This window comes from Arthrobacter sp. AIWTK1 (assembly GCF_056680535.1).
Genome location: NZ_CM155287.1, coordinates 3,682,704 through 3,704,397 on the forward strand (window position 1 = coordinate 3,682,704; position 21,694 = coordinate 3,704,397).

Annotated in this window: 23 protein-coding genes; 6 read left to right on the plus strand and 17 right to left on the minus strand. The window is 66.0% G+C overall.

Features of this window, described 5'->3' with window-relative positions; all coding sequences use genetic code 11:
- Position 1 precedes the first annotated feature (1 nt).
- A complete protein-coding gene (locus AC1MDG_RS16920; protein ID WP_479805372.1) occupies positions 2 to 226 on the plus strand; it encodes a hypothetical protein in 225 nt (74 codons plus the stop codon).
- A gap of 266 nt (positions 227 to 492) precedes the next feature.
- Here the strand turns inward: AC1MDG_RS16920 and ccsB are convergent, their stop codons facing one another.
- Genes ccsB through AC1MDG_RS16945 form a run of 5 tightly spaced genes read right to left on the minus strand, consistent with a single transcriptional unit; the run spans position 493 to position 5,533 of the window.
- Complete coding sequence (gene ccsB, locus AC1MDG_RS16925) at positions 493 to 1,626, minus strand: c-type cytochrome biogenesis protein CcsB (protein ID WP_479805374.1); 1,134 nt, start codon at positions 1,624 to 1,626, stop codon at positions 493 to 495.
- On the minus strand, positions 1,626 to 3,443 hold the full coding sequence (resB, locus tag AC1MDG_RS16930) for a cytochrome c biogenesis protein ResB (protein ID WP_479805376.1): 1,818 nt from the start codon (positions 3,441 to 3,443) through the stop codon (positions 1,626 to 1,628). The genes ccsB and resB overlap by 1 nt, the downstream gene beginning before the upstream one ends.
- On the minus strand, positions 3,443 to 4,198 hold the full coding sequence (locus AC1MDG_RS16935; RefSeq protein ID WP_043483621.1) for a cytochrome c biogenesis CcdA family protein: 756 nt from the start codon (positions 4,196 to 4,198) through the stop codon (positions 3,443 to 3,445). Before AC1MDG_RS16935 ends, resB begins: the two co-directional genes overlap by 1 nt.
- 16 nt (positions 4,199 to 4,214) lie before the next feature.
- Positions 4,215 to 4,817, minus strand: coding sequence for a TlpA family protein disulfide reductase (locus AC1MDG_RS16940; RefSeq protein ID WP_479809127.1), 603 nt, complete (start codon positions 4,815 to 4,817; stop codon positions 4,215 to 4,217).
- A gap of 50 nt (positions 4,818 to 4,867) precedes the next feature.
- Entirely contained in the window at positions 4,868 to 5,533 is a 666-nt protein-coding gene (locus AC1MDG_RS16945) for a histidine phosphatase family protein (protein WP_479805378.1), read from the minus strand.
- 220 nt (positions 5,534 to 5,753) lie between these two features.
- Between AC1MDG_RS16945 and AC1MDG_RS16950 the strand changes: the two genes are divergently transcribed.
- From AC1MDG_RS16950 to AC1MDG_RS16960, 3 genes are all read left to right on the plus strand, one after another.
- A complete protein-coding gene (locus tag AC1MDG_RS16950) occupies positions 5,754 to 6,302 on the plus strand; it encodes a YceI family protein (protein WP_479805380.1) in 549 nt (182 codons plus the stop codon).
- Positions 6,303 to 6,567: 265 nt separating this feature from the next.
- The gene (locus AC1MDG_RS16955) at positions 6,568 to 7,425 is read left to right on the plus strand and encodes a hypothetical protein (protein WP_479805382.1); all 858 of its coding nucleotides are present in this window, start codon (positions 6,568 to 6,570) and stop codon (positions 7,423 to 7,425) included.
- Between the two features lie 252 nt (positions 7,426 to 7,677).
- A complete protein-coding gene (locus tag AC1MDG_RS16960) occupies positions 7,678 to 8,415 on the plus strand; it encodes a hypothetical protein (protein ID WP_479805383.1) in 738 nt (245 codons plus the stop codon).
- Between the two features lie 38 nt (positions 8,416 to 8,453).
- On the opposite strand, the gene AC1MDG_RS16965 is transcribed toward AC1MDG_RS16960, so the two are convergent.
- Both AC1MDG_RS16965 and AC1MDG_RS16970 read right to left on the minus strand, forming a co-directional pair.
- Entirely contained in the window at positions 8,454 to 9,149 is a 696-nt protein-coding gene (locus tag AC1MDG_RS16965) for a redox-sensing transcriptional repressor Rex (RefSeq protein ID WP_479805385.1), read from the minus strand.
- 78 nt (positions 9,150 to 9,227) lie between these two features.
- The gene (locus AC1MDG_RS16970) at positions 9,228 to 9,482 is read right to left on the minus strand and encodes a glutaredoxin family protein (RefSeq protein WP_043483637.1); all 255 of its coding nucleotides are present in this window, start codon (positions 9,480 to 9,482) and stop codon (positions 9,228 to 9,230) included.
- 98 nt (positions 9,483 to 9,580) lie between these two features.
- Between AC1MDG_RS16970 and AC1MDG_RS16975 the strand changes: the two genes are divergently transcribed.
- A complete protein-coding gene (locus tag AC1MDG_RS16975; protein ID WP_043483638.1) occupies positions 9,581 to 10,399 on the plus strand; it encodes an HAD family hydrolase in 819 nt (272 codons plus the stop codon).
- Between the two features lie 126 nt (positions 10,400 to 10,525).
- Here the strand turns inward: AC1MDG_RS16975 and AC1MDG_RS16980 are convergent, their stop codons facing one another.
- The 8 genes from AC1MDG_RS16980 to AC1MDG_RS17015 form a co-directional block, all read right to left on the minus strand.
- The gene (locus AC1MDG_RS16980; RefSeq protein WP_003792170.1) at positions 10,526 to 10,624 is read right to left on the minus strand and encodes a 30S ribosomal protein bS22; all 99 of its coding nucleotides are present in this window, start codon (positions 10,622 to 10,624) and stop codon (positions 10,526 to 10,528) included.
- A gap of 184 nt (positions 10,625 to 10,808) precedes the next feature.
- Entirely contained in the window at positions 10,809 to 11,021 is a 213-nt protein-coding gene (locus tag AC1MDG_RS16985; protein ID WP_043429999.1) for a helix-turn-helix domain-containing protein, read from the minus strand.
- A 169-nt stretch (positions 11,022 to 11,190) separates the two neighbouring features.
- Positions 11,191 to 12,345: a 3-deoxy-7-phosphoheptulonate synthase gene (locus AC1MDG_RS16990; RefSeq protein ID WP_479805388.1), complete on the minus strand. Its 1,155-nt coding sequence runs from the start codon at positions 12,343 to 12,345 to the stop codon at positions 11,191 to 11,193.
- Between the two features lie 348 nt (positions 12,346 to 12,693).
- Complete coding sequence (locus AC1MDG_RS16995) at positions 12,694 to 13,704, minus strand: acetylxylan esterase (RefSeq protein WP_479805390.1); 1,011 nt, start codon at positions 13,702 to 13,704, stop codon at positions 12,694 to 12,696.
- 82 nt (positions 13,705 to 13,786) lie between these two features.
- Entirely contained in the window at positions 13,787 to 15,286 is a 1,500-nt protein-coding gene (locus AC1MDG_RS17000; RefSeq protein WP_479805392.1) for a rhamnulokinase, read from the minus strand.
- Positions 15,283 to 17,334 carry a bifunctional aldolase/short-chain dehydrogenase gene (locus AC1MDG_RS17005; RefSeq protein WP_479805394.1) on the minus strand — a complete coding sequence of 684 codons (2,052 nt, stop codon included), beginning with the start codon at positions 17,332 to 17,334 and terminating at the stop codon, positions 15,283 to 15,285. The genes AC1MDG_RS17000 and AC1MDG_RS17005 overlap by 4 nt, the downstream gene beginning before the upstream one ends.
- A 2-nt stretch (positions 17,335 to 17,336) precedes the next feature.
- On the minus strand, positions 17,337 to 18,503 hold the full coding sequence (rhaI, locus tag AC1MDG_RS17010; protein WP_479805395.1) for an L-rhamnose isomerase: 1,167 nt from the start codon (positions 18,501 to 18,503) through the stop codon (positions 17,337 to 17,339).
- Positions 18,504 to 18,588: 85 nt separating this feature from the next.
- On the minus strand, positions 18,589 to 18,975 hold the full coding sequence (locus tag AC1MDG_RS17015) for an L-rhamnose mutarotase (RefSeq protein WP_479805397.1): 387 nt from the start codon (positions 18,973 to 18,975) through the stop codon (positions 18,589 to 18,591).
- 224 nt (positions 18,976 to 19,199) lie between these two features.
- On the opposite strand from AC1MDG_RS17015, the gene AC1MDG_RS17020 reads away from it, so the two are divergent.
- Complete coding sequence (locus AC1MDG_RS17020; RefSeq protein ID WP_479805399.1) at positions 19,200 to 20,273, plus strand: LacI family DNA-binding transcriptional regulator; 1,074 nt, start codon at positions 19,200 to 19,202, stop codon at positions 20,271 to 20,273.
- Between the two features lie 4 nt (positions 20,274 to 20,277).
- On the opposite strand, the gene AC1MDG_RS17025 is transcribed toward AC1MDG_RS17020, so the two are convergent.
- Together AC1MDG_RS17025 and AC1MDG_RS17030 are read right to left on the minus strand one after the other, a co-directional pair.
- Positions 20,278 to 20,964 (minus strand): DUF1961 family protein, encoded by a 687-nt coding sequence (locus tag AC1MDG_RS17025; protein WP_479805400.1) that lies wholly within the window; start codon positions 20,962 to 20,964, stop codon positions 20,278 to 20,280.
- Positions 20,965 to 21,678, minus strand: a complete 714-nt coding sequence (locus tag AC1MDG_RS17030; protein WP_479805402.1) for a rhamnogalacturonan acetylesterase — start codon at positions 21,676 to 21,678, stop codon at positions 20,965 to 20,967.
- Positions 21,679 to 21,694 lie beyond the last annotated feature (16 nt).

Here is a 21,694-nt window from a genome sequence, read left to right on the forward strand (position 1 = left end):
AGTGGCCATCCAGTACGACGGCGGGCACCATGCCTCGGCAGTTCAACGGCGAAGCGACATCTTCCGCGACGAGAATGCCAGGGAAGCCGGGTGGCGGGTGGTGGTGTTGACCCAGGCGGACCTCGACGTGCTCGCGCCCGGGATGGAGCCACGGGCCGTCACCCGGGTCCGCAAAGCGCTCGTGGATCGGGGCTGGACACCGGAACCGGCCCGCCGTCGTCGTTGAACCAGTGCAGTTCACTGCCCGTTTGACGCTTAAGGCCGCTAAACCAGTGGCTTAGCGGCCAAAAGTGGCAAATGGTCCGTCAAGCAGGGCGGGCGCCCCAGCCGAGATCCCGGGCAGGATTCCCGCCGTCGTTAACCTGCAACCCGTCGTCGTTGAACCAGCGCAATACATTGCCCGTTTGACGCTTAAGGCCGCTAAACCAGTGGCTTAGCGGCCTTAATCGGCAAATCATGGAGCCCATCGCGCCGCGGGGACGCGTGTGCCGGCTACAGCCCCGAGTAGGAGTGCAGGCCGTTGAAGAACTGATTGACGATGGTGAAGTTGAAGATCACGCAGAGGTAACCCACGATCGACAGCCACGCGGCACGGGTACCGGTCCAGCCGCGGGTGGCACGGGCATGTAGGTAGCCTGCGTAGACCACCCAGATCACGAACGTCCAGACTTCCTTGGTGTCCCAGCCCCAGAAGCGGCCCCAGGCCTTCTCGGCCCAGATGGCACCGAACATCAGGGTGAAGGTCCAGCCCACAAAGGCGATCGCGTTGATGCGGTAGGACAGGTTTTCCAGGCTCAGCGCGGACGGCACCAGGCGCATGAAGCCCAGCTTGTCCTGGCCGCCGGCCGCGATCGCCTTCTGCCGGTGCGCCTGCACCAGCTGCAGGGCGGACATCGCGAAGGTCAGGGTGAACAGCGCGGAGGACATCACGGCGATGGACACGTGGATGATCAGCCAGTAGCTCTGCAGCGCCGGCACCAGGTGGCCCACGGGCGTCCAGTAGGCCACGGAGGCCGCCACGAGCATGATGATGGCCAGGCCGATCACGAACGTTCCCAGGAACCGCAGGTCGCGGCGGATCAGCACCAGGAGGAAGACAGCCACGGCCACAAAGGCGCCGGTGGTGAGGAACTCGTACATGTTGCCCCACGGCACGCGGCCTGCACCGAGGGCGCGCGTGACCACACCCGCGGCGTGGATCACGGCACCCAGCACCGTCAGGGCAACCGCAACACGGGCGGGAACGCGGCGTTCGGCGGCATAGCGCATGTCGCCGTCGGCGGTCTGCCCGGCGCCTGAACCGGCACCTTTGGACGCTCGGCCGGTAGCCGACGACGGCCGCTCGGCACGGCCGGCAGGCCCGCTGACGTCCGAAGCGGCGCGGTCAACATCAGCATCGGCATCGGCGCGCTCAACGGAGCCGCCGGCACCCACGCCGGCACCCACCGGAACCTTGGCCGTCGCGGACGCAGCGGCGGCGGCTTTAAGGTCAATCGCCCGAAGCGCTTTGCTGCTCTTCGCCAGGTCCCAGGCGAAGGCGATAAAGGCAACCGTGTACGTGCCCGCAGCCAGCAGCATAAAGAGCTCGCTGTACTGGCCCATGGTTTCGTTGATTCCAAATGGCATTACTGGTCCTTCTTCGACTCGGCTGAGCCTGCTGTTGACTGGATGAAGTCTTCTGTGCGCGATTCCGTGGAGGCTTCGCCGGGGATACCGCCTGCGGGGACGCTGCCACCGGGGACACTGTCCGCCGGGCCATTATCCACCGTCCCGCTGGGAGCTTTCTGGGAGTCCAGGCCCCATTCGTCCGTCAGCAGGCCGCGGATGGTTTCTGCTTCAGCCGCGAGGCGGTGGTCTTCGCCGCGGGCCAGGAGTCCGTATTCCACCATGGTGCGGCCGTCCGGATGCGTGCCCGTGCGGACCCACACCCTGCGTCGGTTCACATACAGGGACGTCACCAGCCCGGCCACGGCAAGCAGGGCGAAAATCAGGGCGTACAGCTGGCCCGGGTTGTGGTGGATGTCCACGCCGATGTAGCGCTTCACGCCGTCGAAGCTGATGGAGCCCTTGCCGTTCGGGAGCGTGTAGGTGCTGCCGGGAGCCAGGGTGATGCCGCCGGCGTCAAGGTTCCGGGCGTTGAGCGGCGTCAGCTTCTTAACATCGAGTTCGAAGACGTTCTGCGGGGAGCCGGCGTCCAGGCCGAGGTCACCGAAGTACGAGTTCAGCGTGAGCTGCGGGTTGATCAGCTCCGGGTCCCCGCTGAAGGAAACGCCTTCCTCGGTGACGAATGCGGTGGGCAGGAAGAAGCCGGCGAACCCGAGCTGGTCCGGCCGGGCATCGGGTACCTTGATCACCACGGAGGAGTAGTAGTTGTCCCCCTGCAGCTTGGCCACCACGGGTCCCTGCATGGCAACATTGCCGGCGCCGTCGCGGATGGTGACCACGGGGGCGTAACCGTTGCCGGTGAGGTAGATGCTGGTACCGCCCAGGCTGACGGGATCGTTGACCTTCAGCACCTGCTTCTCCGGCGCCGCGTCCGGGGTTTCCCGGGTGGTCACGTCCGCCTTGAAGTCGATGGGCTGGCCGAACTTGCCCTTCGATTCGCGGTCGAACGTGATCTGGAACTTGTCCAGCTGGATGGAGTAGGGCTGGAGCTGGCTGCTCTGGAAGTTGGTGCCCGGGGTGAACTGGTCGTAACCCACCAGGGTGTTCACGAAGGTGTCGCCCTCCACCAGGATCCGCTGCCCGCTGTAGCCGAACAGGCCGCCGGCCGCCACGGACACCAGGACGCCGATCAGCGAGGTGTGGAACACCAGGTTGCCCACTTCCTTCAGGAAGCCGCGCTCGGCCCCCAAAGAGGGCCGCGCGCCGTCGTCGTCCCTGACATCCACGCGGTAGCCGCGGTTCTTCAGCTTCGCGGCAGCGTCCGTAATAGCGCGCGACGCCGGGATCCCGGCGTCCGCGGGGATCACCAGTGTGCCGTATTCGGGCAGGCGGGAGAGCCTGGCCGGAGTCCGCGGGGGCTGGGAGCGCATTGCCTTGTAGTGGGCAATCGCGCGGGGAACCACGCAGCCGATCAGCGAGATGAACAGCAGGATGTAGATGGCGGAGAACCACGCGGAGGAGTAGACGTCGTAGAGCTGGAGGGAATCCAGGATCTTGCCGTACTCGGGGTGGTCCTTGATGTACTGCGTGACGATCGAAGGGTTCGCGGGCCGCTGCGGGAACAGGGATCCGGGCACCGCGGCAACAGCCAGCAGCAGGAGCAGGAACAACGCGGTGCGCATGCTGGTCAGCTGGGTCCAGGCCCAGCGGAGCATGCCCTTGATTCCCAGCGCCGGAAGGGCGGCTTCCGCCTTGGCGTTGGCCACCGGGGTGGCTGTAGCGTTGTCCGGTGTTTTTTGCGGTGCAGGCTTCTTCTTTTCGTTCACTCGCTCGCTCATCAGATCGGCAATTTCACATCGGTTTGGAACCAGTACTGCAACCCGGAAACCCAGGCACCCCACACGCCGCTGGCCATCAAGAGGCCGAGGACCACCAGGATTCCGCCGCCGATCCGCTGGATGGCGAGCCGGTGCTTGCGGAAGAAGGACATCACACCGACGCCCCGGCGCACGGCCAGGGCAATCAGCAGGAAGGGGATGCCCAGTCCGAGGCTGTAGACGAAGGCCAGGAACGCGCCCTTGGCGGCCGAGGACCCGCCGGACATGCTCAGCAGTTGGACGGCGGAGTACGTGGGGCCGATGCACGGCGCCCAGCCGAGGCCGAAGGTGATGCCCAGCAACGGCGCACCCCACAGTCCGGCAGGCGGCTTGGCATGGATCTTGGCGTCCCGCTGCAGCCAGCCGAAGCCACCCATGAACACCACGCCCATAATGATCACGAGGACGCCCAGCACCTGCGTGATCCAGGCGTTCTGGCCGCCGCTGATCATGGATCCCAACTGGCCGAACGCGCCGCCCAGCAGGACAAAAATCACCGAGAAGCCGAGCACGAACAGGCCGATTCCGGCCAGCATCCGGCCGCGCTTCTGCTTCTCCAGGTCCACGCCCGTCAGTCCGGTGACGTAGCCGAGGTAGCCCGGCACCAGCGGAAGGACGCACGGTGAGAGGAAGGAGACGAGTCCGGCGAGCAGTGCCACGGGAATGGCAAGCAGCAGGGAACCGTTCAGGATGGCTTCGGCGAAGGGGCTGTTCACGGTAAGGGCGCCGCCGTTACTCTGCCGCGGCGGCGGTAATGAGGGCCTTGAGTGTGCCCTTTTGGATTTCGCCCAGGACCCGGGAGGCTACCCGGCCCTGCTTGTCCAGCACCAGCGTGGTGGGCACGGCACCGGGAGGAACCAGCCCGGACACGGCCAGGAGCACGCCGCCGTCCTTGTCATTGAAGCTGGGGTAGGTCAGGTTGAAAGTCTTGTCGAACGCCTCAGCGGCGGCCTTCTCGTCCCGGAGGTTCACGCCGTAGAACTGCACGCCCTGCCCCTTGAATTCCTGGTGGAGGGCTTCAAGCGACGGCGCCTCGACGCGGCACGGCGCACAGGCAGCGAACCAGAAGTTGAGCACGGTGACCTTGCCGACGAAGTCCGCGGGCTCCACTGCGGTGCCGTCGAAGAGGGTTCCCTTGATGGTGACGGCGGACTTACGGTCGGCAGCGGCGAATTCGGTCACGGACCCGTCGCCGGCCACGTAGTTCTTGTTGTCCCCGGCCTTGGCCTGTTTGGCCAGTGCGTCCTCCTGGGCGCACGCGGAAAGCCCCAGGGTGAGGGCGGCCAGCCCCAGGCCGCCCGCGGCCAGGACACTGCGGCGGGAGGCGGAGCGCATCACTTTGCTGTCCGCGCTGCCTGAATTGTTGACGTTGGATCCGGACACGCTCAGGCCCCCGGAGTGCTCGAGGCGCCGGGCAAAAGCGCGGCAGCGGGCTCGCTGTAGTCCACGCGGAGGAGGGTGCCGTCGTCGTCGAATACCAGCGAGGTGATGGACGTGAGCGTGCATTCGCGCTTGCGCGGATCGTGCCAGAGGGGTTTACCCTCGGCGCTCAGGCGGGTGGACCAGATGGGGAGCTGGTGGCTGACCAGGATGGCTTCGGCATCCTCGCCGCCCAGCTCGATGGCGCGGCGACGGGCATCCTGGACGGCGGCAATGACGCGTGCCGCCTGGTCCTTGTAGGGCTCGCCCCATGACGGAACAAACGGATTGCGCAGGTGCAGCCAGTGCTTGGGCTTGAAGAGCTCCGCCTTGTTGACCCGGAGTCCTTCGAAGTGGTTTCCGGCTTCAATGATGCGGGCCTCGGTGTGGATTTCGAGGTTCAGCGCTTCCGAAATGGGGAGGGCGGTTTCCTGCGCGCGGGTGAGTGGCGAGGCCACCAGATGCACAATGTTCGCCCCGCCGGCAACGCGGTCGCTGAAGTGCACAGCGAGCGTCTTGGCCATCTGCTGCCCGAGTTCGGAGAGGTGGAATTCCGGCAGCCGTCCGTAGAGGACGCCGTCCGGATTATGGACCTCGCCGTGGCGGAGGAGATGAACAGTGGCTTGGGGCATGTGTACCAGTTTCTCAAAGATGTCGGGTGATCTGAAATCTTCTACAAGGAGTAGAACTGAGGAGTTTTCAAAAATGTTCCCGGGAGTTGGAATAAAAGATGCAAATGCATGTTTATACTGGGTGAAGCAGTTAGTTGAGACTTCAAGCAAGAAGGATCAGCTGGCGATCAGATGTCCTTCCGCAAGAGTCTTTCCACCACAGATCACAAGGAGCAACACCATGGCACTGCCCACCAACGTCACCACCGGCACCTGGACCCTCGACAACTCCCACAGCGAAATCGGCTTCACCGTGCGCCACGCAGGAATCAGCAAGGTCCGCGGCCAGTTCAAAGACGCCGCGGCGACCCTGGAACTTTCCGAGAACGTTGCCGAATCCAAGGTCAACGCCACCATCCAGACCGCCAGCTTTGACTCGGGCGACGTCAACCGCGACGGCCACGTCCGCGGCGAAGACTTCTTCGACGTCGAGAAGTTCCCGGAAATCTCCTTCGTTTCCAACGCCATCGTTCCCAAGGGCGACGCCTACGAGCTTCAGGGCGACCTGACCATCAAGGGCGTCACCCGCCCCGTGGCCCTCGAGACCGAGCTCCACGGTGTGGCTGTCGATCCCTTCGGCAACACCCGCGCCGGCCTGACCGCCGAAACCACCATCAGCCGCAAGGACTTCGGCCTGACCTGGAACGCCGTCCTCGAAGCCGGAGGCGTGCTTGTCAGCGACAAGGTGGGCATCAACCTCGAGCTCGCGTTCATCGCACCTGCCGCGTAATTACTTCGCATAGTCGATACACAGCACCCGCACCGTCACCGCGACGGAGCGGGTGCTGTGTTTAACGCGGTTTGCTGTGCCTCACGCGCCCGCGTGCGCCGGGGCGCCGGCCGGCCACATCATCCGGCCGGCCGGAATACCTCTCCGGAATGATCCACCGTCGAGCCGGAGCGGGGTACGGTTGAACCAAACCATGCTGGGGGCAGGGAACCGTTTCTGATCCCGGTACCCGTTTAGTCAGTTGTCGACCCGCAAAGGACCAACTATGAGCACGCCCCCAGCAAGCCCGGCCAACCCGAACGAACCGGAGAACGGCAAGCCCGGCCCCGACGCTCCGCAGCCCGGCCAGCAGCCCCCGGCAGCGCCCCAGTACGGCCAAAACGCCCCGCAGCAGTACGGCCAGAACGCTCCCCAGCCCGGCCAGCAACCCCCGGCAGCGCCCCAGTACGGCCAAAACGCTCCGCAGTACGGGCAGCAGCAGTATGGGCAGAACGCTCCCCAGTTCGGGCAGCAGCAGTACGGCCAGCAGCCCCCGGCGGCGCCCCAGTACGGCCAGAACGCTCCCCAGTACGGCCAGCAGCCCTACGGCCAGGCGCCGCAGCAGTATGGCCAGTCCCCGTACGCCCAGTACCCGTCCGAACAGCCGCAGGGTGCCGCAGCCGGCGGGGTCCCGAAAATGGTCAACAATGCGTTCTGGATGATCATTGCGGCGGGCGTCCTCTACGTCATTTCCATGCTGATAGCCATTCCCGCGCTCGATGATCCCGCAATTCGGAGCCAGTTCGAAGAGCAGATGCGGGCCAGCGGGGCCGACATCGACTTTGCGTCAATCAAGGGAGTTGTCATCGGCATGATGGTGGTCATTGGCCTCATCGGCGCCGGCCTGTACGCCCTGGTGGCGTTCAACGTGCGCAAGGGCAAGAACTGGGCACGCATCCTGGGCACCGTCCTGGCCGCCCTGTCGATTTTCAGCCTGGTTCCGTTGAGCATCGGCACCATCTCGGCACTGCTTGGCATCGCGGCCATCGTGATGCTCTACCTCCCGGCGTCGGCACCTTACTTCCAGAAGCAGCAGCCTTTCGGCGGCCCCTACTCGCAGCCGGGTAACCCGTACGGCCGCTAACCGCGTCAGCACCACCGTTCCACAGCCAGAGGGCGTGGACTTTGGACGGCCCAGGCGAGATCAATCGCCAGCCCCCGGAGTCCGCGCCCTTTGCGTTGGCCCGGATGGCCCTTGAGCCGAAATTGAGGCGGAAACTATGCACAGATAGCCCGTGCACGCGGTACCGTGTTAGCAAAATCACGCTGGGGGCAGGATGATGTGGCTGATCCCGGTGGGCCCGTTACTCAGTAACCGACTTGCAAAGGATCAACCATGAGCACTCCGCCCGTCCCGCCGTCGTACCCCGGCGATTCCGCATCCGGCGGTCAGTACGGCCAGGCGCCGCAGTACGCACAGCCCCCACACGGGCAGGGCCCGTCACAGTACTCGCAAGCGCCACACGGGCAGGGCCCGTCACAGTACGCGCAGCCCCAGTACGGGCAGCCGCAATACGGTCAGGCACCCCAGTTCGGGCAGCCGCAGCAGTTCGGGCAGCAGCAGTACATGGTCTACCCCTCGGAACTGCCACAACGGGGAAACTCGGCGGCAAGCGCCGCTCCCCCGCTGGTGAATGCCTCCTTCTGGCTGCTGGTCCTCGCCTGCCTCCTGTGGGCTGGCTCGGTGTTCCTCTCGCTGGGTTCAATCGACGACCCCGCCATGCGCCGGCAGTTCGACGCAAGGCTGGCAACCAGCGGGGCTGACATGGATTTTGAGGCCCTCAAGGGCATCATCGTGGGAATGGTGGTGCTGATGGCTGCCATCGGGGTGCTGATGTATGCGCTGGTGGCGTTCAACATCCGGAAGGGGCGGAACTGGGCCCGGGTCCTTGGCACCATCCTGGCGGCATTCTCCCTGCTGGGCGTTCTGCAAATGGGGCTGGGCACGCCGGCCATCCTGGCCGGGGCCGCTGCGATGGTGCTCCTGTACCTCCCCGCCGCGGCGCCGTATTTCAGGAGGTACCACCCGTTCGCAAGCCCTTACGGGCAGCCGGGGTACCCTTACGGCCGCTAACGCCTGAACGGAGGGTGGACCGGCCGTCAACGGCGGTGCTACTCGCCGTCGTCCGGGGACTGGATCCGCTGGGCGTGGTAGGCCAGGATCTGGAGCTCGGTGGCCATGTCAACCTTGCGCAGGTTCACGCCCGGCGGCACCTGAAGCATGACCGGCGCAAAGCTGAGGATGCTCCGCACTCCGGCGGCGATGACGCGGTCGCAGACGCCCTGCGCCACGGCGGCCGGCAGTGCCAGCACCACCATGTTGGCGCCGGTCCGATGGAGGACGGTTTCGAGGTCCGCTACGTCGCTGACCCGCAGCCAGCCCACCTCGTTGCCCACCACCATCTGGTCGGCATCGAAAATGGCCACGACGTCGAATCCCCGCGATTCGAAGCCGCCATACCGCGCCAGGGCCTTGCCGAGGTTACCGGCGCCCACGATCGCCACTTTCCAGTCGCGGGTAAGCCCGAGCGCGGCCGAAATGTTGCGGCTGAGGTACTGCACTTCGTAGCCAACGCCGCGCGTGCCGTAGGACCCCACGTGCGAGAGGTCCTTACGGAGGGTGGACGAGCTGACGCCGGAAGCTTCCGCCAGGGACTCGGAGGAGACGCGTTCCACGCCTTCGGCCAGCATGGTGGTGAGGGCGCGCAAATAGATGGTCAGCCGAGCCACGGCCGCGGGCGGAATCTGCTTGGCCGCAGTTCCACTGTCCCCGTGCACAGCCTCGGGGGATGAATCCAGCGAAGTCACTATCTGCTCCATTGCGTCGCGTTGTGAGTCCACTCTAGAGCCCCGTCCGCGCTGCCAACAAAGCAGGAGTCGCCGCGCCTACTTGGCCACGGCCTGGCGAAGGATCCGTTCCAGGCGGGTTTCATCGATCTTCCAGAAGTCACGCTGGATCCCGTCCACCAGCACCACGGGGATCTCTTCTGCGTAACGCTCGCGCAGCTCCGGCTGGTTATCCACCAGTTGTTCCGTCCACTCAAGTCCCAAAGCGGCAGTGACCCGTCCGACGGCGTCGCGCGCCGCCTCGCAGAGGTGGCAGTCAGCTTTGGTGATCAGGACGACGTCGGGTTTTGCCATGTCTTAACCGTAGCCCGGGCTGCCGCCCCGCCGCGCCGGCGGGGCCACGACAGCCGGGCCGGGCCAGCGTGGACTCGACCATTGACTAGACTCAAGTCATGCCCGAGGAGAAGTACGTCGCCGTAGTCCGGCAGCCGGCCGGTGCGTTGCAGCACGGCGAGGCCGCCTTCTTCGACGTCGACAACACCCTCATGAAGGGCGCCAGCCTCTTCCACGTGGCCCGGAAAATGCATCAGCGCGGCGCGTTCACCCTGCCGCAGGCTGCCGGGATGGCATGGAAGCAGTTCAAATTCATCCTGCGCGGCGAGAACATGGACGATGTCCATGCAGTCCGGGATTCGGCCCTGACTCTGGCCGCCGGAATTACCGTCGAGGACATCAAGGCCCTCGGCGAAGAAGTCTTCGACGAAATGATCGAGTCCAGGATCTGGCCCGGAGCCAAGGCACTGGCCCAGCAGCACCTCCGGGTGGGACGCATGGTGTGGCTGGTCACGGCGACCCCCATCGAGGTGGCCACGGTGATTTCCACCCGGCTCGGCCTGACCGGTGCGCTGGGAACCGTGGGCGAAATCGAAGACGGCGCCTACACCGGCCGGCTGGTGGGCGACATCCTGCACGGCCAGGCCAAGGCGGTGGCTGTCCAGGGCATCGCTGACGCCGAGGACCTCGACCTTAAGCGCTGCTGGGCCTACAGCGATTCCCACAACGACATTCCGCTGCTGAGCATGGTGGGCCACCCCGTGGCCATCAACCCCGATGCCCGGCTCCGCCGCCACGCCCGCGAGAACAACTGGCCTGTGTACGATTTCCGCTCGGGACGCCGCGCCGCCACGCTTGGCCTCAAGGCCGCCACGGTTGGTGGCGCCGTGTACGGCCTCTGGAGGGGCTTCACCCGCTTCCGCGGCCCTACGGTCTAACGCGGGCCGCCGCTCAACCCGGAACCGCCGCTCAGCCCGGAACCGCCGCCCGACCCGGAACCACCGCGCCAAAGAAAAATGCCCGCTGCCAAAGGCAACGGGCATCTCACGCTGTAGGAAGTATCTCTACTTCTTGTTACGGCGCTGGTGGCGGGTCTTACGAAGCAACTTGCGGTGCTTCTTCTTGGCCATACGCTTGCGACGCTTCTTAATAACTGAACCCACGAAAGTTCCTTACAAACTAGATGGACTACCTGTCTGATGGAAGAGGTCCGTGGACTAGGCAACAGACTAAACAACAAACAGATTCTTACAATAACGAAAAACGTTCCCTAACAGGGTACCGCTTATCCGGCGCACCCACTGACCGCACTCCCGAAGGGACACCTCCGCGGCGGCCGCGAGGAGCTCAGGCGGTGTCCGACTGGCCTTCCACAACAGCACCCTTGACGTACTGTTCGACGGCGGACTCCGGAACCCGGAAGGACCGGCCGAAGCGGACGGCCGGCATCTCTCCGGAATGGACAAGGCGGTACACGGTCATTTTGGAAACGCGCATGAGCTCGGCCACTTCGGCCACAGTCAAGAACTGAGCGTTCGAGAAGTTCGACTCTGCGGACATTTCCCTTATTCCTTTGTTAACAGCTGATAAAGGCAACCCCATTGAAACCCCATTGCGGTGTGCCGATGCTGAGCCATCAACCTACCCTGTGCTAGTTACTCTAGTGGCTGATGGTGCCATTGTGAAAGTCATTGGGCGGTACCAGTTTTCGGTGTATCCCCGGGAAAATTCAGGCCGCCAGGGCGTCCCGCCGCTTGCGGGCGGATGCTGCCAGCTGGCCCAGCACCGACGCCGTAACATCCCATTCCATGCAGGCGTCCGTCACGCTCTGGCCGTACACCAGCTCGTCGGTGCCGGCCGCGTGCTCGGCCACATCGAGGTTCTGCGCCCCGCCCACCAGGAAGCTCTCCAGCATGACGCCGGCAATTGCCGAGGCCGCTGCCCCGCCGTCTTCGAGCTGCGCGCCGATTTCCAGGGCCACCTCGGCCTGGCGGTGGTGGCTCTTGCCGCTGTTGGCGTGGCTGGCGTCCACAATAAGCCTGGGGTTGAGCTGCTTGCCTGCCAGTTTGGCCGAGGCTGCTTCGACGTCCGCCGCGGAGTAGTTGGGGCCCTTGCGTCCGCCGCGGAGGATTACGTGGGTGTCCGGGTTGCCGGCCGTGGCCACGAGTGCGGCCCGGCCGTCACCGTCGATTCCCAGGAATGCCTGGGGGGCCGCGGCGGCACTGCAGGCGTCGACGGCAACCTGGAGGTCGCCGTCGGTCCCGTTCTTGAATCCGACGGGCATGGACAGCCCGGAAACCAGCTGGCGGTGGATCTGGCTTTCGGTGGTGCGGGCACCAATAGCGCCCCAGGAGACGAGGTCGGCCATGTACTGCGGGCTGATGGGTTCCAGGAATTCCGTGGCTGTGGGGAGGCCCAGCGAGGTGACCTGCTTGAGGAACTGGCGGGCCGCGCGCAGCCCCGTGGCGATGTCGTGGCTACCGTCCAGGTGGGGATCGTTGATGAGGCCCTTCCAGCCCACCGTGGTGCGGGGCTTCTCGAAGTACGTCCGCATGACGATCAGCAGGTCTTCCTTGTGCTTCTCGGCCTGGCTCACCAGCCGGCGGGCGTATTCCAGGCCGGCCTTGGGGTCATGGATGGAGCAGGGTCCCACAATCACCAGCAGTCGGTCGTCCACGCCGTCCATGATGGCCCGGACTTCGTCCCTGCCACGTTCGACGACGTCTGCCACCCGGGCGTCCAGCGGCAGTTCCGCGATCATGTCCTGAGGAGTCGGCAGCGCCTGGAATTCACTGACACGCAGGTTGGACGTGGATTTCTGCGCGGACGCAGGGCCTTCCGGCGAAGAGGAAGGCTGCGTTTCGGTAGCGGCTGCGGTGCTCATGTGTGCGGGTCCTGTTCCGGGTGGTGCGGAGCGGGCCCAGATCAGAACCCGCCGGAGAAATGGCGAAGGGCAGAGAATGATCCCTGCCCTGTTGGCTCTGAAGGAAAGTTGGATGCGTGTCAGTTAGACGCGGGCCCCTCCAGAGCCAACGAAAAATACGCATACCAACGGTTAGTCATAGCGAAGACCATAACCGCGGAAACCATCCGCCGCAAACCGGAGGCGTCACAAAAAGTCCCCGTTACGCCCCATCGACCGCCCGCCCGCCCTTCCGGACCCAACTAGGTAGCAGCAGGTGTCGTTTTGAGACGACAAAACGACACCTGCTGCTACCTAGTTGGGAGGGGGTTAGCCGAGGAGCTTGCGCAGGTACTCCAGCTGGCGGTTCCACTGGTGTTCCTGGCCGCCCTCATGGTTGTTGAAGCGGTACACCTCGATGTCCTTCGCCGGAACCTCGTTTCCAGGGGCCGTTCCGTAGGCGTTGAAGCTGGCAAAGACGGTCGACGGCGGGCAGATGTCGTCCGCCTGCGCGGCCGAGAACAGCGCCGGGGCCGTTGCCGCCCGTCCCAGGTTGACGCCGTCGAAGTAGTTCAGCACGGCCAGGACGGACTCGTAGCGGTCGCGGTGGCGGGCGAGGAATGAGGCGATTTCGGGATAGGGCCCGCGCGGCGTGATGTCGATGGCGCGCGGGAAGTCCTGCAGGAACGGCACGTCCGGCAGCGCGGCGATCACGCCGTCGAGCCTTCCGGCCGCGAGGCCGGCCACCGCAACGGTGATGCCACCGCCCTGGCTGACGCCCGCCACCACGACCCGTGAGGCGTCGACGGCGGGATGTGCCTGGGCCGCTTCGACCGCACGGAAGGCGTCCACGTAGACCCGGCGGTAGTAGTAGTCCTCGCGGCTTGAGGCACCCCGGGTCATCAGTCCCGCGTGCGCCACATCGCCCGCGGAAGGGTGCGGGTCCGCCGTGTGGCCCAGGAGTCCGCCGTAACCCTGCCCGCGGGTGTCCATGATGAAGTGCGCATAGCCGGCCTGCGCCCACTTGGTGTCCTGGTTGGACAGCCCGCGCCCGCCCGAATAGCCCACATACTGCACGACGACGGGAAGCGGCTCGTCTGCCAGCCTGTTCGCCGGCAGGTGCAGCCAGCCCTTCACCGGGGAACCGCCAAAGCCGGAGAACGTGACGTCGAAGGTGTCGATCACGGTCAGGTAGTTGTCCACGGGCTCGAAGACTGCGTCCAGCGGGTGCTCCCGGGCTTCGCTGATGGTGCGGTCCCAGAAGGCGTCAAGATCCGCGGGAGCGGTGACGGCGGACGTGTAGTTTCGGAGCTGCTCAAGCGGGAGGTCGAAGAGGGGCATCGGGATTCCGGTTCTGTGAAGCGGGCTGATAGGTGCGTAGTGGTGATGGTGTCAGGCACGCGCGGCAGTTTCCAGCCGCCACTCAGACCAGCGCCGACTGGTAGCTTTCCAACGGCTGCGAGCCGCGAACCAGTGCCCTGAGTTCGCCGAGGCCTCCGGACACCGCGCCCGCCGCCCGGGCCTGGACCAGCACGTTGCCCAGGGCAGTTGCCTCGACGGGCCCGGCGATGACGCGTTTTCCGGTGGCGTCGGCGGTGAGCTGGCAGAGAAGCCGGTTTTGCGAGCCGCCGCCCACGATGTGCACCACATCGACGGGCACGTCTGCGAGGCGTTCGGCGTCGGCGATGGTCCGGGCATAGCCCGCGGCGAGGCTGTCCAGGATGCACCGGGTGATTGCAGCGGGGTTGTCGGTGAGGACGTCGCCGGTGTTGCGGACGGCGGCGCGGATACGTTCGGGCATGTTGTCCGGAGCGATGAAGTAGGGATCGTCGGCGTTGATCTGGGGTCCGCCGAACGGCAGCGCGGCGGCGTCGGCCAGCAGTTCGTCCAGTGCGGCCGTGTATCCCTGCTGCGCCCACGTCCGCTGGCATTCGCTGAGCAGCCAGAGTCCGCCGACGTTGCGGAGGTACCGGATGGTGCCGTCCACGCCGCGTTCGTTGGTGAAGTTCGCCTGCCGGCTCGCCTCGGTGAGCACCGGCTTCCGGAGTTCGACGCCCACCAGCGACCAGGTCCCCGAGGAGATGTAGGCGAAGTTCTCCGCCCCGGCAACGCCGGTTGTCCCGGCGGGGACCGCGGCGACGGCGGAGGCGGTGTCGTGTGAGCCGACGGCCACCACCGTCGTTGCCTGGGCCAGTCCCGTGCGCGCGGCGATGCCGGGCAGCAGGGTACCCACGGTTTCGCCGGGCTGGATCAGCGGCGGGAACAGGTTCTTCGGGAGCCCGAGGGCGGTGAGGAATTCGGTGGCCCACTCCCCCGCAACGGCGTCGAAGAGCCCGGTGGTGGAGGCGTTTGTGGCCTCGGTGCGGCGCTGCCCGGTGAGCAGGAACGCGACCAGGTCAGGGATGAGCAGGGCCTGCAGCCCGTCCAGGTCCGGTTCGCTGGCCAGCTGGTAGAGGGTGTTGAACTGCAGGAACTGCAGCCCGGTGGTGGCGTAGAGCCGGGCCGGGTTCAGTTTCTGGTGGACCCGGGCGACGGCGGCGCGGCTGCGGTCATCCCGGTAGCTGAAGGGCTGCGCAATGAGTTTCCCGGCAGCGTTGACCAGCCCGTAGTCCACCGCCCAGGTGTCGATTCCGATGCTGCTGATGGTCTCGCCCCGCTCCCCGGCGGCGCGGGCCGCGGCAGCGAGGCCGGTGAGCACCTCGGCAAAAAGTGCGTGGAAATCCCAGCGCAGGCCGCCGTCGAACTCCACCACGCCGTTGGGGAAACGGTGGACCGTTTCCAGCGTCGCCTTGCCTTCAGAACCGGCACTGCGGTCTGCAATGCGCCCCAGGATGACCCGCCCGGAGGAGGCACCGATATCGACTGCGGCGAACACCGCCCCGGCAGGTGCCGGGACAGTGTTCGCAGTTGGCACGGCGCTCATCGCAGGAAGGCTGCGGCCACACCGGCGTCCACGGGGATGTGGAGGCCGGTGGTGTGGGACAGTTCGGCGCTGGTGAGTACGGCGGCGGCGTTGGCCACGTGCTCCGGCAGGACCTCGCGTTTGAGCAGGGTGCGCTGGGCGTAGTACTTGCCCAGTTCCTGCTCGTCCACGCCGTAGACGGCGGCGCGCTTGGCGCCCCAGCCGCCGGCGAAGATGCCGGACCCGCGGACCACGCCGTCGGGGTTGATGCCGTTGACCCGGATGCCGTATTCGCCCAGTTCTGCCGCGAGGAGCCGGACCTGGTGGGCCTGGTCGGCCTTGGTGGCGGAGTACGCGATGTTGTTCGGGCCGGCGAACACGGAGTTCTTGGAGGAGATGTAGATGATGTCCCCGCCCATGTCCTGGTCGATCATGACCTTCGCCGCGGCCTTGGCCACCAGGAAGGAGCCCTTGGCCATGACGTTGTGCTGCAGGTCCCAGTCCTTCTCGGTGGTTTCCAGCAGCGGCTTGGAGATGGAGAGCCCGGCGTTGTTGACCACCAGGTCCAGCCCGCCGAATGCCAGTACCGCTTCCTGGATGGCCGCGGCGATCTGGGCTTCGTCCGTAACGTCCGCCTGCACGCCGATGGCCACGTCCGCGCCGCCCAGTTCCGCGGCAACGGCCTGGGCGTTCGCCAGGTTCAGGTCCGCGATGACCACGCAGGCGCCTTCCGCGGCGAGGCGCGTGGCGATGGCCTTGCCAATGCCCGACGCTGCGCCCGTCACCAGCGCGATGCGGGTGGCGTGGGACTTGGGCTCGGGCAGCCGGGCCAGCTTGGCTTCCTCCAGGGACCAGTATTCGATCCGGAACTTCTCGGATTCCTCGATCGGGGCGTAGGTGGAGATCGCCTCGGCGCCGCGCATCACGTTGATGGCGTTGAGGTAGAACTCACCGGCCACGCGTGCGGTCTGCTTGTTCGCTCCGAAGGAGAACATGCCCACGCCCGGCACCAGCACAATGGCCGGGTCCGCGCCGCGCAGCGCGGGGCTCTCCTGAGAAGCGTGGCGGTCGTAGTAGGCCTGGTAGTCCTCGCGGTAGTCGGCGTGGAGTTCCTGCAGCCGGGCGATGGAGTCCTCGACGGACGCGTCCGCCGGCAGGTCCAGGATCAGCGGCTTGACCTTGGTGCGCAGGAAGTGGTCCGGGCAGGACGTGCCCAGCGCGCCGAGCCTCGGGTGCTCGGCCGCCGCCAGGAAGTCAAGCACGACGGCGTCATCACTGAAGTGCCCCAGCTGCGGTTTGTCCGTGGACGCCAGGCCACGGATCACCGGCGCCAGCGCGGCAGCCTTGGCGCGGCGCTCGGCTTCGGGAAGAGCGCCGTAGCCGGGCAGCTTGGGACCGAAGGGTTCCGGGCGGCCGTTTTCGGCGATGAACTTTTCAGCCTGGTCGATGATCCACAGCGAGTTGGCCTCTGCCTCTTCGCTGGTGGCGCCCCAGGCCGTGATGCCGTGGCCGCCCAGGATGGTGCCGACGGCCTGCGGGTTGGCGTCCTTGATCGCGGCGATGTCCAGGCCCAGCTGGAAACCGGGGCGACGCCACGGAACCCACACCACCTTGTCACCGAAGATCTTGGTGGTCAGTGCCTCCCCGTCCACGGCCGTGGCAATCGCGATGCCGGAATCCGGGTGCAGGTGGTCCACGTGCGCGGCGTCCACGAGCCCGTGCATGGCGGTATCGATCGACGGTGCAGCGCCGCCCTTGCCGTGCAGGCAGTAATCAAATGCGGCCACCATTTCGTCTTCGCGGTCCACCCCGGGGTAGACATTCTTCAGTGCGTCGAGCCGGTCCAGGCGGAGCACGGCAAGGTTTTCCTTCTTCAGCGTGCCCAGGTCCCCGCCGGAGCCCTTCACCCAGAGGAGCTGGACGTCCTCTCCCGTGACGGGGTCCTTTTCAATGCCCTTTGCCGAGGTGTTGCCGCCGGCGAAGTTGGTGTTCCGCTTGTCCGCACCCAGTCGGTTGGAACGGGCAATTAGTTCTTCAACAGTTTTGTTAACAGTGTTTTGCATATTCATGCCTAGGCGCCCCATCCGGCTTGCTGGCCGCCGACGCGGTCCTCGTTGATCTGTTTCTGGTAGCCGCTGGCTTTGAAGGCGGCCATCGGGTCCGCGGGCAGGCCCCGGGATTCACGCCATTCGGCCAGGGCCGGGCGGACGTCGGTGTAGAAGGCGTCGTTGAAAACGGCGTTGGCGGCCAGGACATCGCCGTTCCGCTGGGCCTCGCCCAGGGCAGCGGTGTCCACCATGAGGGCACGCGCCGTCATTTCCTGGACGTTGAGCACCGAGCGGATCTGGCCGGGGATCTTCTCCTCCAGGTTGTGGCACTGGTCCAGCATGAGGGCTACGCCTGACTCCTTGCCGAAGCCGCCGCCGCGGATCACCTCGTACATGATGCGGAACAGCTGGAACGGATCCGCGGCACCGACGATCAGGTCGTCATCCGCGTAGAAGCGCGAGTTGAAGTCGAAGGACCCCAGCTTGCCCAGGCGCAGCAGCTGCATCACGATGAATTCGATGTTGGTGCCCGGGGCGTGGTGGCCGGTGTCGAGGCAGACGAATGCCTTCTCCCCCAGCGCAAGGGTCTGGGCGTAGGAGGTACCCCAGTCCGGAACGTCCGTGTGGTAGAAAGCGGGCTCGAAGAACTTGTACTCGAGGACCAGCCGCTGGTCCTCTCCAAGGCCTGCGTAGATTTCCTGCAGGGACTCCGCCAGGCGGTCCTGCCGGCCGCGGATGTCGTCCTGGCCCGGGTAGTTGGTGCCGTCAGCCAGCCAGATCTTCAGGTCCCGGGAGCCGGTGGCGTGCATGATGTCGATGCATTCCAGGTGGTGGTCGATCGCCCTGCGGCGGACCGATTCGTTGGAGGACGTCAGGGAACCGAATTTGTACTCGTCGTCCTGGAAGGTGTTCGAGTTGATGGTGCCAAGGCCCACGCCCAGGCCCGCCGCGTACTCCCGCAGGGCGGCGTAGTCGTCCACTTTGTCCCACGGAATATGCAGGGCAACGGTGGGTGCCAGGCCGGTGAGCTCGTGCACTTTCGCGGCGTCCGCCAGCTTCTCCTGCACCGTCCGCGGCGTGCCCGGCGTGCCGAACACCTTGAAACGGGTGCCCGAGTTGCCGTAGGCCCAGGAGGGTACTTCAATGGCAAGCTCCTCGAGCCTGCCCAGCGCCGTTGCTACGTCATTCATGTTGGTTTTCCGGTCTCTCGTAGTGCTTATGTCTGCTGTCCGCCGGCTCCCGCGTCGGCGGCATCTGTTCGGTGCGTCCCGCAAATCACTGATGTTCGTTGGCCAGTGACCGCGGCTCTGGCGCTTCCTGGTCCGCGGCATTGGCCGTTGCCAGCTGGTCTTCCAGGTTGAAGATTTCCTCGAGCGCCACAAATCCTGTGTCTGGGGGCTGCTCGGTGTCTTCGAAGAGCGTTGCCATTTCCGCCTGCCAGCGGGCGTTGACTTCGGTGAGCGCCATCCGCGCCCTGACGGCGTCGAAGTCGTCGCATTCCACGTAGCCAACCAGCAGCCCGTCCGCACCCAGGTAGAGGGAGTAGTTGTGCCAGCCTGCATCCTTCAGCGCACGGAGCATCTCCGGCCAGACGGCGGCGTGCCGGCGCCTGTACTCATCGATCAGTCCGGGCTGGACTAAGGAGCGAAAACACACCCTCATCTGCGACTCTCCTGAATTCCGATTCTTTGAATCGTTTCATTGTTACGATTCAAAGTACTCTTGAAGTCGAGTAGGTGTCAAGCAATTGTCAGTGGATGGAAAGCCCTTTATCCGGCCATATGCCGTTTCGCTCGTCACGGAACGCGGCCGGGCAAGGACAATTGACCCGGGGGGGTGATCCGGCGGTTGCCCACGCCGCCCCGCAAGAGAGAGCTTGGAGAAACATGTCACGGTCAGCCAGCATCAAGGATGTTGCCAACCATGCCCGCGTGGCGGTGGGCACGGTGTCCAATGTCCTGAACTACCCGGACAGGGTTTCCCAGCGGACCAAGGACCGTGTCCTGCAGGCCATCGACGAGCTCGGCTTCGTCCGCAACGACGCCGCCCGGCAGCTCCGGGCCGGGCACAGCCGCACCATCGGCCTGATTGTGCTGGACGTGGGCAACCCCTTCTTCACCTCCGTGGTCCGCGCCGCCGAGGACGCCGCCGCCCTGCAGGGAAGTGCGGTGCTGCTCGGGGACAGCGGGCACGATGCGGGCCGCGAGTCGAACTACATCGACCTCTTCCAGGAGCAGCGGGTCCAGGGCCTGCTGATCTCGCCGGTAGGCGATGTCACCGAACGCCTCGACCAGCTGCGTGAGCGCGGCGTGCCCACCGTGCTCGTGGACAGGCTGGCTGACGAGGCGAAGTACAGCTCCGTGTCCGTAGACGACGACGCCGGCGGTTACCTCGCGGCGCGGCACCTGCTGGACACCGGCCGCCGTCGGCTGGCTTTCGTGGGAGGCCCGACGTCGATACGCCAGGTGGCGGACCGCCTCCAGGGGGCGCAACGCGCCGTCGCCGAGGTTCCGGACGCGTCACTGGAAATACTGGATTCAGCCGGGCAGACGGTCCTGGCCGGCCGGGGCGTGGGCGACCAGCTGGTCCGCCGCGCCGCCGGGGAACTTCCGGACGGGGTGTTTTGCGCCAACGACCTGCTGGCCCTCGGCGTGATGCAGTCCCTCACCATGCTGCACACCCTGCGGATTCCGGAGGACATCGCCCTGATCGGCTACGACGACATCGACTTTGCCGTGTCCGCCGTGGTGCCGCTGTCCTCCATCCGGCAGCCCACGGAAGCGCTGGGCCGGACGGCCATCGAGCTGCTGGCGGAGGAACTGGATTCGGACAAGCCCAGGCACCGGGCCGTGATTTTCACCCCGGAACTGGTGGTGCGCCAAAGCACCGCCGGCCCCGAGGGTTCTTCGCCTGGACCTCGATCGGGCAGTTCCGAAGAAGCAGCCGCTACTGCGGGGTGAGGGGCTAGATCTTCTCGACCGTGAGGTTCCGGTAGGCGGCACGCAGCGGTGCCATCTGCCGGAAGCCGAGGTAGCCTCCGCCCAGCACCTTGTCCGAGGTGTCCGTCCACTCGAAAAGGGGCAGCCCGTTGATGGAGAACGCCACGCGCGGGCCGTCCTTCACGAGTTCCATGCTGTAGAAATCCCGGGCGTCGTCCGCGGGCGGCAGCGGGTCCGCGCCCTGGGCCACCAGTTCAAACCCGGCGCTCTTCCTGAGGTTGCAGGTCCGGAAGGCCCGCTCGGCGTCGTACTTGTGCCGGAAGTAGGAGACATGGAGGGCATCGATGTCCCCCGAGTGGTACTGCGGGTAGTAACCGGTGCGCGGCGCGAGGTCCGCCGAAAACAGGTCCCGGCCGGCGTGGCCGGTTGCCGCGAAGAACACCATGGCCAGGCCCGGTTCCGCGAGAGGCAGGAACTCCCAACTGATCCGGATGCCGTCCGGGAACTCCACGGGGCACCAGAACGTCCAGTGCGCGTGGTCCCCGAACTCGTCATCATTCAGGGCCCCGGACAGCTCGAGCGCGCCGTCGCGGGCGCCCAGGCTCAGGGGTCCTTCCGCCACCCAGCCGGACACGTCGGCCGGCCCGGCAAGCGGGTTGCCGTACAGCAGTTCCGTGCTGAACGTCTCTTGACTCAGCAGTGGCCCGCCCACCTAGCCCCTTCCCGCCGTCGCGAGCCCCGCCGTCGTGCCTTTCCGGGAGTCCGGCAGGGCATCCCCGCCGAATCCAAGCAGCGCAAGCCGGCCGGCAACCTCCTCAGCGACCAACGACGCACCGCGCCGGGAAAAATGCGTATTGTCCGCTAGCCCGTCCGGCCAGTGGGCGTGCTCGCCGGGACCGAAATGGCAGAACAGCGATTCCGACTCCGCAACACCCAGCTTCGTATACAGCGCGCGGGTCCAGGCGTTGAGGTCCACGACGGCGAGGTGGAGCTCGAGCGCGATCTCGCGGACCACTTCGGGATAGTCCTCCAGGCTTTCTTCCAAGCTGTCCTCGACGGTCCCGGCCAGGAAGTGCCGGCGCTCCACCGACGTGCAGAGCACCGGCACCGCACCGAGGGCCCGGACGTCCGCCACCATGCGGCGCAGGTTGGCTGCGTACCCGGTCCTGGCGGCAAGGTGAGGGCGTTTCTGGTCGTTGTGGCCGAACTGGATGAGCACCAGATCGCCCGGCCCGGCGGTTTCCAGGAGCTGCCCCCACAGCCCCTCCGCGCGGAAGGACTCCGTGCTGGCCCCGCCCTTGGCGAAGTTATGCACGGCAGCCCAGGTGTGGACGTGCGGGGGCAGCTGGGCGCCCCAGCCGCTCATGGGGTACTCGTGGGTGGGACAGTTGGCCACCGTGGAATCTCCGGCGAGCAGGATTTTCATGCTGTGCTTTCTGTTG